At 60.5% G+C, this 12824-nt stretch carries 11 protein-coding genes; 7 read left to right on the forward strand and 4 right to left on the reverse strand.

The annotated features are described in order from the left end of the window. Positions 1-252: 252 nt before the first annotated feature. The 4 genes from JNN07_17820 to JNN07_17835 form a co-directional block, all read right to left on the reverse strand. Complete coding sequence (locus JNN07_17820) at positions 253-984, reverse strand: hypothetical protein (GenBank protein MBL9169602.1); 732 nt, start codon at positions 982-984, stop codon at positions 253-255. Continuing rightward, positions 981-4523, reverse strand: a complete 3543-nt coding sequence (locus JNN07_17825) for a prolyl oligopeptidase family serine peptidase (GenBank protein ID MBL9169603.1) — start codon at positions 4521-4523, stop codon at positions 981-983. The genes JNN07_17820 and JNN07_17825 overlap by 4 nt, the downstream gene beginning before the upstream one ends. Positions 4524-4660: 137 nt before the next feature. Beyond that, positions 4661-5353 (reverse strand): intradiol ring-cleavage dioxygenase, encoded by a 693-nt coding sequence (locus JNN07_17830; GenBank protein ID MBL9169604.1) that lies wholly within the window; start codon positions 5351-5353, stop codon positions 4661-4663. Positions 5354-5477: 124 nt separating this feature from the next. Further along, the gene (locus tag JNN07_17835; GenBank protein MBL9169605.1) at positions 5478-6215 is read right to left on the reverse strand and encodes a hypothetical protein; all 738 of its coding nucleotides are present in this window, start codon (positions 6213-6215) and stop codon (positions 5478-5480) included. Between the two features lie 663 nt (positions 6216-6878). On the opposite strand from JNN07_17835, the gene JNN07_17840 reads away from it, so the two are divergent. From JNN07_17840 to JNN07_17870, 7 genes are read left to right on the forward strand one after another with little or no spacing between them, the layout of a single operon-like run. Next, on the forward strand, positions 6879-7481 hold the full coding sequence (locus JNN07_17840) for a hypothetical protein (protein MBL9169606.1): 603 nt from the start codon (positions 6879-6881) through the stop codon (positions 7479-7481). Positions 7482-7519: 38 nt separating this feature from the next. Beyond that, complete coding sequence (locus JNN07_17845; GenBank protein MBL9169607.1) at positions 7520-9274, forward strand: type II/IV secretion system protein; 1755 nt, start codon at positions 7520-7522, stop codon at positions 9272-9274. 6 nt (positions 9275-9280) lie between these two features. Then, on the forward strand, positions 9281-10558 hold the full coding sequence (locus JNN07_17850) for a type II secretion system F family protein (GenBank protein ID MBL9169608.1): 1278 nt from the start codon (positions 9281-9283) through the stop codon (positions 10556-10558). Between the two features lie 18 nt (positions 10559-10576). Further along, positions 10577-11041: a type II secretion system major pseudopilin GspG gene (gspG, locus tag JNN07_17855; GenBank protein ID MBL9169609.1), complete on the forward strand. Its 465-nt coding sequence runs from the start codon at positions 10577-10579 to the stop codon at positions 11039-11041. 7 nt (positions 11042-11048) lie between these two features. Further along, a complete protein-coding gene (locus tag JNN07_17860; protein ID MBL9169610.1) occupies positions 11049-11738 on the forward strand; it encodes a prepilin-type N-terminal cleavage/methylation domain-containing protein in 690 nt (229 codons plus the stop codon). Beyond that, on the forward strand, positions 11698-12105 hold the full coding sequence (locus tag JNN07_17865; GenBank protein ID MBL9169611.1) for a type II secretion system protein: 408 nt from the start codon (positions 11698-11700) through the stop codon (positions 12103-12105). The genes JNN07_17860 and JNN07_17865 overlap by 41 nt, the downstream gene beginning before the upstream one ends. A gap of 8 nt (positions 12106-12113) precedes the next feature. Further along, a complete protein-coding gene (locus tag JNN07_17870; protein MBL9169612.1) occupies positions 12114-12815 on the forward strand; it encodes a prepilin-type N-terminal cleavage/methylation domain-containing protein in 702 nt (233 codons plus the stop codon). Positions 12816-12824: the final 9 nt, after the last annotated feature.

Consider the following 12824-nt stretch of genomic DNA (forward strand, 5'->3'; position numbering starts at 1 on the left):
ATAGAATCCACAACCCCATCGTGGGTTGCGAACCCTGTGGGGCTTCAGGTGATCCCAAGCGCAACCCGCGTTGGGGTTGTGAGAAAACCACGACTAACCCAGGGTAGGCGCTCCTGCGTCGCGCCAACCCTGGGCTTTGAGCCGGAATCCCTTTGGGATTCTAACATTTGGTCGAAGAACTTGTGGGTAATGCTTAGGGCATGCCACGGCGCCGTCCAGAGGGCGAATGGTCTCGCTGGTCGCTCCTGGAACTCAATCCGCTCGCTTGGCTTCCCAGTCGGTTTCGGTGTCCTCACCGTTCACTTCCGATTCGATTTTCCCTTTGATCGTATCTCCTTCGAGCTTTCCTTCGAAGTTTTGAACGGATCGAAAGTCGCCACGGCCGCGCTCAACGGTGAACTTCACAATGCCGTCCTTGAAGCTTGCATCCTTGATCGGAGTATCCCGCGGGCCGCGCCCTCCGCCTCCCCCGCCGAATCCTGGCATGGTGCCGGTCAGCTTATCGTCTTCGAGCTTCAAGGTGACGCTCACATCGAACTCCCGTTCACGGAACATGGCCTTCCACTTCCATCGGCCTTCGATGCCAGCGGCTCGTCGGGCCTCGAAGGGATACTGTTGCCGAGTGCCGTTCCAATTCCAATCCGACTCTACCGTGCCTTTCAGGTGGTTACCCTCCAGAGTCGCCTCATAGTGAGTCGTGGCCAGGATTCCGTTTCGCTCGCGAATGACATCAAAGCGCAGCACCTTGCCGTTCATCACGCCATTGGTGATCGCGACGTCGGGGCCGCCTCGATGACTGGAGGTCCCGGTGACCCGGCCGTTCTCCTGCTTCAGCTTGAGCTTGGGCTGGACTTCGGTTCCGTCCGGCATGCGAAACTGCCAGCGCCAGGTGCCGGTGACCGTCGAATCCGCTGCTGCCGGATCCGCCGCATTGACGTTGTGGCCGCTGACGAGCAACAAAACGCTGAGAAGCAATCGTTTCATGGGGATGGGTTCCGGGAAGGAGCGCGCGAGGTCTTCGTTGTCGGTGTGGCTGGGACGGAGAACTTGAGCTTCAGCTTCTCCTCGTTTCTTAGGTTGCGTCCACTGAAGGAAACTTGGATGGAGTCGCCCAGATCGTTCACGCTGATCAGCCCAAAGGCTCCTTCGCCCTTTTCCACCCGGTAAACTCCCTCGCTATACGGCCCGCCCTTGATGGATGCGTCTTGGTCCAAGGGGGCGGCGCCCATCACGGGCAGGGTGAGCGACCCAGTGGTGGCAAAGTTGGCGTTGCGTCCGTCGTCGGCGGCGAGCATGTGGGAGTCACCGTGCAGGATGCAGACACCCGAGATTTGGTTGGTCTGGATGAAGTCGCAAATCTCGCGTCGCTCGGTCGCGTAGACGCTCCAATGATCTTCGTCGAGAGGAGGAGCCGCATCGCGTCGCCGCCCCGTGCGGTTGGTGCTGGAGGAGTTGGTCGATGAACTGCGAGCCCGCTCCGCGTTCAACTGCGTATGATGGATGTAGCCGAACTGATTCGACTTAATGTTGCGATAGTAGTTGGAGCCCTTCTGTCCAAGCCAAGGAACCGAGCTGACCCAGCAGATCAGCGGAAACTTGCCTTTGGCGGAGAGTAGCTCGTTCTTGAACCATTCCTTTTGGGCGGCGCCCATCATGGATTTCTTGGAGTCGTCCTTGTTGGTGACGGAATCCCGTTCCGAGCGCAGGTCGGTGACGATGAATTTGACCCGTCCGACTTCGAAGGACTGATAGATGGGCACATCTCCGGATCCGGCGGCGAGCGGGTAGTGCGGAAGGCACTCTTGATAGGTGAGACGGGCCGCTTCGCGGCTGCTCGACCATCGTCCGCTCCCGTTACCCCCGAAGTCGTGGTCATCCCACATGTAGACCAAGGGGACTTCGCGATAGAGTGCCGATTGTTGGGGTGACGCCAGCACGGCATCGTAGCCTTCGCGATACCGACTTCGAAGATTGGTGGCGATGTTCAGATAGTGGAAGTCGCCCATGTTCATGTAGAACAGCGGTTGGGCCTCCCGGATCCGGTCGAAGACTTCGCTGGTGCTGCCGGTGCGAGCACAGGACGCGAGCGCGATGCGGAAGGAGGCTGGTCCAGAAGGGAAGGTTCGAAGCTTTCCGCGCTTAGCAGGCTCGAGTCGCCCCGCCACTTCGAGGGTGTAGGAGTAGCTGGTGTCCGCTTTCAGTCCGGAGAGGTCGAAGCTCACGATGTTGCCGGAGTTCGTATCGCTCGTTACGGGCCCCCAGACCTGAGCTCGTTTTCCACCGGGTTCCTCGGCGAGGCGCAGTCGCACCGGCAGTCCTCCGCTGGAGACCCTGGCCTTGATGGTCGCCGAGTGCGGGGTGACCGCTCCGGACCAGGGACCGCTGCCGATGCGGGAGTAGAAGACTCCCAATTGGTCGAACAGAAAGCCATAGACATCTGAGAGCTGAGCGACCCGGGCGCTGAACGGGGTGCCGGATCCATGCCCGGTGGTTCCGCTCGTCCGCAGGAGAACGGGTCGGGAGCCTTTGGTGGCCGCCTGGAGCCGGGCGGCCATTTTTCGGGAGTGGGCGGGGTTAACCCGGCCGTCGTTCTCTCCGGTGAGCAGGAGCACGGCGGGATAGTCGACACCATCCTTCACCTGATGGTAAGGGGAGTAGGACCGAAGGGCGCGATACTGCGCCGGATCCGTCACGGTTCCGAACTCGGTGATGTTAAAGGCGCCGTTTGGATCCAGTTCCACCCGGAGTGAATCATAGATGCCCACATGAGCTACGACCGCTTGGAACAACTCGGGACGCTGGGTCAACAGTGCACCCATCAGGAGTCCGCCGTTGCTTCCCCCTTCGATCGCCAGCTTGCCGGCGCGCGTGTAGTTCGACCGGATCAAAAACTCGGCACACGCCGCGAAGTCGTCGAAGACGTTTTGCTTGCGGGTTAGATTTCCCTGGAGATGCCAGGATTCGCCGTATTCGCCGCCGCCGCGGAGATTGGCCACCACATAGATTCCTCCCTGGTCAAACCAGGCGCGGCGAGCGACATCGAATCGCGGGGTGAGGCTGATGCCGTAGCCTCCGTAGCCATAGAGGAGGGTTGGATTGTTGCCATCCCGAGGTAGGCCGCGCTTCGCCAGGATGTTCAACGGAACCTGGGTGCCGTCCTTGGAAGTGGCGAAGGCTCGCTGCACTTCGATATCGCTAAAATCCGCTGCTGCGGTGGCGGCGAACTCCGTGGCCGTCACGCGCGTGCGATCTCGTCCCGGGTCGCAGGCATACCATTTGAACGGCTCGGTATAGCTTTCCACCCGAAACACGGCGAGATCACCGGCGAGGACGAGCGGAGGGCTGATGGAAACCGGCTCAGCCGAGCCTCCGGAGCGCGGATAGATCAGGCGATTGGTCTTCTCGCTGAACTCGCGGAAGTAGAGCGACATCGGCCCTCCATCGAGATAGTTCAGATACATTCCATTGGCGGTCGGGCTGAAGCCGACCAGGGCTCGTTTGCCCTCGGGAACGACGGTTTGAGCTTGGCTCAACCGCGGTCCTGCCAGGGAAAGGGGAAGTCGAAGCAACTGACCTTTGGGCGCGCCGGCGTGGGACAGAAAATAGAGAGCGTTGTCGCGCGGCCATTCGATAAAGACGGGATCGCGGCCGAAGCCCGCCTGACTCGCACCGTCGCTAAAGCGAGTCACCTGCGTCCATTGGCCTTGGGGGTTGCGAAGGTAGTGGGCAAATTCTCCGCCGTCCCCATTCGCCACCGTCGCGAGCTGCCACTGGTGGTCGGGGCTGGAATCCAGCTGGATTTCCGCGATGCGGGGAAACTGCTTGCCCACCTCGTAGGTATCAGCGTCTGTGGGTGTGCCCAAGCGATGAAAGAAAACCTGCTGATAGAACGCCAGATCCTCCGCAGGCCGCTCCCCCGGTGCGGGATAGCGCGTGTAAAAAACTCCCGTTGAATCGGCGTTCCACGCCACACTGCCCCCGGCCGTCGGGCCATTCACGCGCGGCAGTTGGTCGGGTAAGGCGCGTCCGGTTTCCGTTTCGTAGAAGTGGAGGGTCCCCAACTCGCTTCCTTGAGAGGAAAGGGATACCGCTACCCAGCGTCCATCACGAGAAGGCTGATACCAGTCGATCGAGACGCTCCCATCGGCGCTGAGTTTGTTCGGGTCCAGAACGATCTGGGCTTGGCTGGGGCCGTTGGTTCCCTGGACCCGTTTGAGCAGGGGTTGCTGGGACGGTGGTAGGAACTCCAGGTAGAAGATGTTGGTCCCGGCAGCGCTCAGCGAAAAATAGTTGGCCGAGACTTTGGCGAAGAGTTCCTGCAGTCGGTCGCCGACCCATTGGCGGGACTCAATTCGATCGAGTCGCGTTCGGGAGCGCTGGTTCTGTTGCGCTGTCCATTTGCGCACGGCGGGATTCGTCCCCGCCTCGAGCCACTGGTAATCGTCCCGCACCGATTCCCCATGATACTGTTGCGTGACAGGTTGCCGGGCTGTTGCCCCCCAGGACGCGGAGGTGATTGCCATCTGGGTCACCAATAGGACCAGTCCTAGACCCAGGCCTCTCCTCGTACCAACGAGCCTGCTGATTCGGGTGGACACCGGTGTGCTGCCGTCGAGGGGGTCAGACGGCGAAAGGTCCGGTCCGGGAGGCATGCTGGGGTTCACGCTTGAACGGGGGTGAATCCGGAGACGATATCGAACCGGGCCGACAGTTCGCCGATGCGCGAGCCTTTGACGGGCTGGAATGGCACGAGTACCGACTTGCGCGCTTTCGGATCCTGAATGCCCTTCAGAACCCCATCCCCATCGTTGCTAGGATCTCCGGCGATGTAACACTGAGTGACGAACTTCGGCTGGCCTTTCACCTTTACCGCAAAGTGGATGTGAGGCGTCCGCCCGGGGTAGGGGACAGGCTTGATCGTGCGAAATAGGTATTCGCCAGTAGAACCGGTGAGGAATCGGCCAAATCCCTGAAAGTTGCCATCTCGTTTACCCCCGTTGTCACTCTTGCTGTGGAGATAGACCCCGTTCCCGTCGGCCTGCCAAATCTCGACCAGGGCATTGCGAACCGGACGTCCTCGCGGATCAAGAATCCGCCCGCTGAGCCATGTTACCTGGCCGACGCTCGGGTTGATGGCATCGTTGATGATCAACAGATCGTTGTCGGTGTCCAACGGCAGCTTGTCGGGATAGAACGGTCCTTCGGTCTGTGGCGGGGTGCGCACCAACTCGCGAGCGAAAGCCCCTGGCACAGCCAGGAGACTGGCGGCCAAACCGAGGTGCAAGAGGAACCGCCGACGAGGTTGTGGGACAGACAGGATGGGTTTGGTCGGCGGCAAGAAATTCGAATTCATGAGGAAGTGTATGGGGTTTATTCGACTGAGCGTTAGTGATACCCGCCGATGGCCGGACTGCAAGCTCAAGATGCCCGGATTGCGGGAGGGGATCCGCGCAATCCGGGCCGGGGGGCAAACAGTTTTAGGACGCCTTCTTCTTGGCTTCTTCGGACACCTCTACCTTGGTGCTGCCAATGTCTTTAATCTCCACCGTAGTCGTGCGATCAATCGTCATGTCGTTGCCGTTGAAGCTCATCGTACCCTGAACCTTGTATTCATACTTGCTGACGACGCCATCCTTCACCCAGAACTTGACCGAGCCCTTGGGATCGGCGGGCGACGGCGCTTCGCCGCCGGGACGCCGGAAACCGCGGGTGAGCAGCTCTTTGACCCCTTCTTCAGTCAAGTCCCCGGAGTAGACGTCGTCCGCCTTCTTCAGTTCCTTGGCCTTGCCGGCCAAGTCTTCCGCCTCGACGGCCGGCGAGCGGAACGTCTGCAGCATCCGGGCGGTAGCCCGTGCGGGATTTCGTTGGCCACCACCACCGCCATCGCCCTCCGTTGCTTCCGCGAGGGACTTCCAGCCGTCCGCTGTCTTGATGGCACCTTTCCCGGCTTTCACCACCGCCTCCGTGGTGTTCTCCCCGCGGGTGATCGCGAGTAGCGCAAACCCGTCCTTCTCGATCTTGCCCTCCACCGGACCGGGACGACCCCGCCCGCCCGCATTGGCATTGGCGCTCTCGGTGGTGGACTTCCAGCTGTAGCTGGCTTTGTCGGCCAACTTTTTAGCAGCGCCTTTTACTTCATCCTTGGGACCGGAGTCGGCGGCAAATAGCGACGCGGCGAGCAGACAAGAGAAACTCAGAATTGCTGGTGTTTTCATGGCAAATGAGATGGAGGGGTCGGTTGTTGTGAGTCCAGGTCACCGTTACCGCCTTACCGAGCGGGACATCAGAAGTGTCCCACGGTCCAGAGAAATGTCTGTCGGCCTGAGCGCTCAGTGACACGGGTATATTGATCTGGCAGCAGGCTCCGTTCCAGGGGGCCAGCCGCGTCAGGAATTGTTGGGGATAGGCAGGCGCGCTCCCGCCCACTCGCAGGTGAAAATCGTTCAAATGATTAAGAATTCTTAATTTATTCCCCGTTTTCCGCTGGGGCATGGTTTCCTGAACGGTGGACCCTCATCGTCAACCAGGCGCCCGCGACTCCGGTGAGTTATGTGCAAAACCTGCGCAAAGAGTCCTCCATCTCGCGCAAAAGATGCGCGTTGCTCAGGCCCGGGGGCTTGGCTATGAGTGTTCGAAGTTCGTGGGGGATGTCGAAACCGTGTCAGTGGTGTGGCGGAATTAAGTTTGGTTTTGGCGGGGGAACTGCCGATCCGCCTCGGTTTTTGGACGACGACGGACGTGTGGTGGGGGGCGGAAGGACGATCCTTGCGTTCCTGGCATGCTAGCTGCATGTGGTGGTGTGTTGCATCTTTGCCCGAGGACCCTAAGTCCCTCAAAGGTGCGTAACCGAAACTAAAGATTCTTACTCTCGATACCTTATGAAAATGCTTCAATCCAGGATGTTCCTCGGGGTTCTTGCCGCAGTGCTCTGCCTCGGTGGAAATTCATTGTCCGTTCAAGCGCAAGATCGTCCGCAGGGCGGCCGTGGCAATTTCGATCCCGAGCAATTCAAGCAGCGCATGATGGAACGGTATCGCGAGCAGTTGGAAGTGAAGGATGATGAGGAGTGGAAGCTGATCTCCACCCGCGTGGAGAAAGTGCTCGATGCTCGTCGTGACGTGGGGACCGGCGGCATGGGCATGGGCATGGGCTTTGCGGGAGGTCGAGGCGGCCGACGTGGCGGTGGGGCGGATGGCGGTGGCGATGCGGCCCGGCCTGCGCCGGCTGGCGATGATCAGGGCGGACGCCCTCGTGGCGGTGGCGGTCCCCGTGGGTTTGGTGAGACTGGACCCGAAATCGAAGCCTTGCAACAGGCCATCGAGTCCAAGGCCTCGGCCGAGGACTTGAAGGCGAAGATGGCGAAGGTGCGCGAGGTTCGCAAAGCGAAGGAAGCCAAGTTGGAGAAGGCTCAAGAGGAGCTGCGCGCACTGCTCAGCGCCCGTCAAGAGGCTGCTGCCCTGCTGGGTGGACTGCTTAAGTAGGCTGCGCCGAACGGCTGATTCCCTAGCTTGCGCCTTTCATGAACGCATTGACACCTCACCCGGCGGCGTTGGCCGAGGCTCTCGATCGGTATGTTGCCGCTCGGCAGCTTTCGGCCTCGGATCGCGAGGCGTTTGCGGCTGATTGGCGTCAGCAGAATCCCGACGGCGTGCCGTCGGAGGAAGAGGTGCTGAAGTGGTTGGCTCGGGAATACGACGTGCGGTTTACGATCTTGGATGACGTGGAGCCGGACAAACAGGTCCTATCCCTGTTTCCCGCGCGACTCTTGCTCAAGGATGAGTTGCTTCCGTTGCGTCGGGTGAATGATGAGGTCGAGATTGCGACGAGCCGGCTGTTCTCCACGCAAGGGTTGGACGCGCTCAAGACCACCAGCGGCCTCAAGCTGAAAGTGGTGTTGGCTCCTACCGAGGTGATCCAGCGGGAGATGAAGAAGCGTCTCGGCGTCGGGGCGGACACCATCGACACCTTGGGGGAGGAGGCCTCGTTCCAGGTGGTGAACGACGAGAATGAGGAGGACACCAACCTCGACAATGCCGCCGAAGACGCGTCGATCATCCGCTTCGTGAATCAGGTGCTTCGCGACGCCATCGATCTCCGCGCTTCCGACATTCACCTCGAGCCGTTTGAAGACGAGATGCGCATTCGGTATCGCATCGACGGCGTCCTTCAAGAAGTCCCGGTGCCGGCTCAGATCAAGCGGTTTCAGCCGGCGATCGTCTCGCGGGTTAAGATTCTCAGCCACCTGAACATCGCCGAGAAGCGCCTGCCTCAGGATGGGCGGATCAAAATTCGTCTAGATCAGGCGGAGGTGGATATTCGGGTGTCGATTATTCCCATGCTGCATGGTGAGGCGGTGGTCATGCGTCTGCTGCGTCAAACGTCCACCCTGCGGGGGATGGAGCAGCTGGGCATGGATGCCCGCGAGCTCAAGTCGTTCCGCCGAGTGCTCGGGCTGCCTCACGGAATTATCCTGGTCACCGGTCCCACGGGAAGCGGCAAGACGTCCACGCTGTACACCGCGCTCAACGAGATCAACGATGCGGTCCGAAAGATCATCACCATCGAGGATCCCGTCGAGTATCAGCTCAAGGGGATCAATCAGATTCAGGTTTCGGAGAAGGCGGGTCTTACGTTCGCCCGAGGTCTTCGCTCCATCCTTCGTCACGATCCGGATGTGGTGTTGATCGGTGAAATTCGCGATCAGGAGACGGCGCAGATCGCCGTGCAAGCCTCGCTCACCGGGCATCTGGTCTTCTCCACCCTGCACACAAACGACGCTCCCGGCGCCTTGACCCGTTTGGTGGATATGGGGGTGGAGCCTTATTTGGTCGCCTCCTCTTTGGAGGCGGTGCTGGCCCAGCGCCTGGTGCGTGTTCTCTGTCCGCATTGCAAGCAGGTGGACACATCCTCTACGGCGCAGGCCTTGCAGCTCCAGGTGGAAACGTTGCGCAACGCCACGATCTATCGTGCCGTGGGGTGCCGGGAATGCCGCAACACGGGCTACCATGGTCGGCGCGGCATTTTTGAATGGATGGATGCCTCCCAGGAGGTGCGTCGGTTGATTCTCAAGAACGCCTCCAGCGGCGAGATTCGCGAGGCCGCGTGCCGTCGCGGTCTTCGCTCGCTGTCGGACGATGGCTGGCGGCTGGTGAGGGAGGGAATCACGACCCCTGAGGAAGTGATGCGGGTGACGAAGGATCAGTCGCTCAGCGACGGAGAGGATCTGCCCGCCGCCGAGTTGCTGGTGGAGAAGGCTGGATCTAAGTCGAGCTAACCCGTCATGGCTACCTTTCAATATCGGGCGATACAATCGGACGGGCGCATCGCCGAAGGCCAAATCGAGGCCGGGGGGCGATCCGATGCGTTCCGTCAGATGGAAGGAAAGGGTTTGCGGCCGATCAGCCTGAGCGAACGAGCGGGAGGCAAGGGGCCGGGCAAGGAGGCTGTTTCCGCACCTGCAGCCAAGGACGCCAAGCCGGGCTCCTCGCCGGAGGTTTCCAAGCTTTCCTTCGGCGGTGGGCGGATCACCCCGAGGATTCTCGAGAACTTTACCCGACTGCTGTCCAGTTTGCTTTCGGCCGGGGTCCCGTTGAGTCGGGCCCTGGTGATTTTGTGTCGGGAAGCCGCCACGCCCGTGGCGGGCGCGCAATGGAAGAAAGTGCATGATCTGGTGATCGACGGCCTCACCTTGGCTGACGCCATGTCCCGGTCCCCGGAGACCTTTCCCCGGGTCTATGTGGCCATGGTGGAGGCTGGTGAGACCGGCGGCTTTCTCGATGTGGTGCTCGCGCAGATCGCCGACTTCCAGGCTCGGGAGAAGGAGATGCGCTCCAAAGTCACCACCGCGTTGCTCTACCCCATCATCCTGATGGTGCTCGCGATTGGGGTGCTGGTGTTTCTGCTCGTCTTTTTCATTCCCCGCTTTCAGACAATCTTTGCCGGTTTCGGTGCATCGCTTCCGTTGCTCACCCAGATGATCGTGTGGGTCAGTGAGATGCTCCGCAGCTACGGGCTCTTCCTGCTTTTCGGAATCGTTTTCGCCCTGTTCTCCCTTCGAACCTGGCTGACCTCGGTCGCCGGTCGCCGAGTGTGGGAAGGTTTGATGTTGCGCGCTCCCGTGATTGGTCCGCTGGTGGCGCAGTTCGCGATGTCGCGTTTCTGTCGCATGCTGGGCACACTTCTCGGTGCCGGAGTTCCGTTGATCAATGGATTGAATGTGGCCCGGCGTTCCATCGGGAATCAGATCCTGGTGGACGCGGTATCGAACTCCATCGAGCGTGTCAAGGAAGGCAAAGCGTTGGGACCGAGCTTGGGCGAGTGCCGGACCTTGTTCTCGGGCTCGGTCCTGGAAATGATTTCGGTGGCGGAGGAAAGTGGACGGCTGGATCAGGAGTTGGTCCGCATTGCCAACGTGACCGAGGGAGATCTGGATCGCCAGCTCAAGACGGCTGTGGCGATGGCTGAGCCCCTGATGTTGTTCCTGATTGCAGGTTTTATCGGAACCATCTTTATCGGCATGGTTATCCCCATCTTCTCGCTCCAGGATCATATCAAGTAAGCTGACTTTTGCATTTATATGAAAACTCAAACAACCACCCTCCACCTGTTTCTCCGTCGCCGTCGAAGCGGCTTTACTCTGATCGAGCTTCTGCTCGTGCTGGTGATCCTCGGCATCTTGGCCGCCATCGTGGTTCCTAAGTTCTCGGGCCGGACCGAGCAAGCTCGGGTTACGGCAGCCCAGACGCAGATCTCCACTTTCGGCACCGCCCTGGACGCCTTCGAAGTCGACATGGGCTATTACCCGAAGGGCAAGGATGGGTTGAACGATCTGGTGCAGCCTCCACGCGATGGTCAGAACTGGAAGGGGCCCTATCTCAAGAACGAGATCCCATTGGATCCCTGGCAGAATCCCTATGTGTATGAATATCCGGGGAAGCGAAATGCGAAGTCGTACGACCTGCTGTCCATGGGACCCGATGGACGGGTGGGCGGCGATGATGATGTGACCAACTGGCAGTTGGGTGGGGGCTCAGGAAAGTAACCGAACCATGCTCCCCGACGTTCAGCACCTTGAAGTCATGCGCGAGTCCGCCCGATGGGGTGGTGGTCGAGTGAATTCATGGCGGCGGCGTACTCGGCTGGGGTCGGGTTTCACTCTCATCGAGCTGATTCTGGTCATGTCGATGATGTTGATCGTTCTGTCGCTCATCGGACCGTCTCTCTCGGGGTTTTTCCGCGGTCGCACCCTGGATTCGGAGGCGCGGCGATTTCTGGCCCTGACCCGTTTTGCTCAGGCGCGGGCGGTGTCGGAGGGGATTCCCATGATCCTATGGATCGATGCCCAGCAGCGTCGCTTTGGCGTCGAGAGCGAGTTCTCGTATACCGGGGTGGATGAGCAGTCCAAAGAGTTTGCCCTGAGCGACACCTTGGAGATCGAAGCCCAACTGCTTTCCACCTCCTCAGGCAGCTTGGGTGGAGGCGCAGGACAGGGAGGCTCGGGATTGGGGAAATCAAGTTTGCTCGGAATGAACTTGGGGGGCGGACGCAGCGGGCTGCGCATCCGGTTCGCGGCGGACGGGTCCATCGCCGGATCGAGTCCGGATTTGATCACCTTGCGAGAAGCCCCTCGCGCCGGCGAAACACTGAGGAACTCGGGGGCTACGGTCTATATTGCCCAGAGCTTGAATCGGCTGAACTATGAAATTCGCACCAACAACCTGGTCTACTTGCGTCGCTAAGCGGAGCCGATCCGCTTTCACGCTGGCCGAGGCGTTGGCTGCCTTGGCCTTTATGGCGATCGTTATTCCCGTGGCCGTCGAGGGGTTGCGGGTGGCGAACCAAGCGGGCCAGGTCGCGGACCGCAAGGCCGCCGCCGGCCGGGTGGCGGATCGGGTTTTGAACGAGATGCTGGTCACGAAACAGTGGCAGCAGGCTTCTTCGAGCGGAGAAGTCCAGGAAGGCCGCCTGAGCTACCGGTGGCGATTACTGACGGAGGCTTGGGTACAGGATACCCTCAAGCAGCTTACCGTGCTTGTGACTTATTCGGTGCAGGGGCAGGAGTATGACGTTCGTCTCAGCACCCTGGTGGATTCGGCGCAGCAATGAACCCCGCAATGACATCCTCGATTCGCACCCGGCGCACCCTCAACGGCTTTACGCTGATTGAGCTGATGCTGGCGATCGTGATCTTTGCGGTAGTGCTGACGGCCATCAATGGCGTGTTTTTCGGCGCGATGCGCCTGCGCAACAAGACCACCGCGATGTTGGAACGCAGCGTTCCGGTAGCTCAGACCATGACCATTATTCGGCGGGACCTGATGGGCATTGTGGCGCCGAGCGGCCTCCTCTCCGGCAGTCTCAAGACGGGGGCTGCCACGGGTGGACTGGGGCAGGAGACGAGCCTGGAATTTTTCAGCAACACGGCCGCCCTCGATGAGTTGGCGCCCTGGGGCGAGATCCAGCGCATTAGCTATGCCCTGCGCGATCCGACCAACCGGCTGAGCCGTGGGCTGGGCAAGGATTTGGTACGACTGGTGACCCGGAACCTGCTCCCGACCGCACAGGAAGTTGTGGAGGAGCAGGGGTTGATGAATGATGTCACGGCCCTCGAGTTTGGCTTCTACGACGGCACTCAGTGGCGGACGAGTTGGGATTCAACCACCGAGACCACAGTGCTGCCCAAAGCTATCCGACTCATCCTCAGCACGGCCCCGGAAGAAGAGGAGGGGGTTCCAGGCGCCATTTCCCAGCGCACCGGCCCCACCCTGCAGCTGGTGGTTCCGGTGATGGTGAACGTCTCCACCAATCAAATCTAGCGACAACGG

It is taken from the genome of Verrucomicrobiales bacterium (assembly GCA_016793885.1).
GTDB lineage: Bacteria > Verrucomicrobiota > Verrucomicrobiia > Limisphaerales > UBA11320 > UBA11320.

Coding starts and splice junctions, on each gene's coding strand:
- JNN07_17820 (MBL9169602.1), bottom strand. CDS start 984: ATGAAACGATTGCTTCTCAGCGTTTTGTTGCTCGTCAGCGGCCACAAC.
- JNN07_17835 (MBL9169605.1), bottom strand. CDS start 6,215: ATGAAAACACCAGCAATTCTGAGTTTCTCTTGTCTGCTCGCCGCGTCG.
- JNN07_17860 (MBL9169610.1), top strand. CDS start 11,049: ATGCTCCCCGACGTTCAGCACCTTGAAGTCATGCGCGAGTCCGCCCGA.
- JNN07_17840 (MBL9169606.1), top strand. CDS start 6,879: ATGAAAATGCTTCAATCCAGGATGTTCCTCGGGGTTCTTGCCGCAGTG.
- JNN07_17865 (MBL9169611.1), top strand. CDS start 11,698: ATGAAATTCGCACCAACAACCTGGTCTACTTGCGTCGCTAAGCGGAGC.
- JNN07_17845 (MBL9169607.1), top strand. CDS start 7,520: ATGAACGCATTGACACCTCACCCGGCGGCGTTGGCCGAGGCTCTCGAT.
- gspG (MBL9169609.1), top strand. CDS start 10,577: ATGAAAACTCAAACAACCACCCTCCACCTGTTTCTCCGTCGCCGTCGA.
- JNN07_17825 (MBL9169603.1), bottom strand. CDS start 4,523: ATGGCAATCACCTCCGCGTCCTGGGGGGCAACAGCCCGGCAACCTGTC.
- JNN07_17870 (MBL9169612.1), top strand. CDS start 12,114: ATGACATCCTCGATTCGCACCCGGCGCACCCTCAACGGCTTTACGCTG.
- JNN07_17850 (MBL9169608.1), top strand. CDS start 9,281: ATGGCTACCTTTCAATATCGGGCGATACAATCGGACGGGCGCATCGCC.
- JNN07_17830 (MBL9169604.1), bottom strand. CDS start 5,353: ATGAATTCGAATTTCTTGCCGCCGACCAAACCCATCCTGTCTGTCCCA.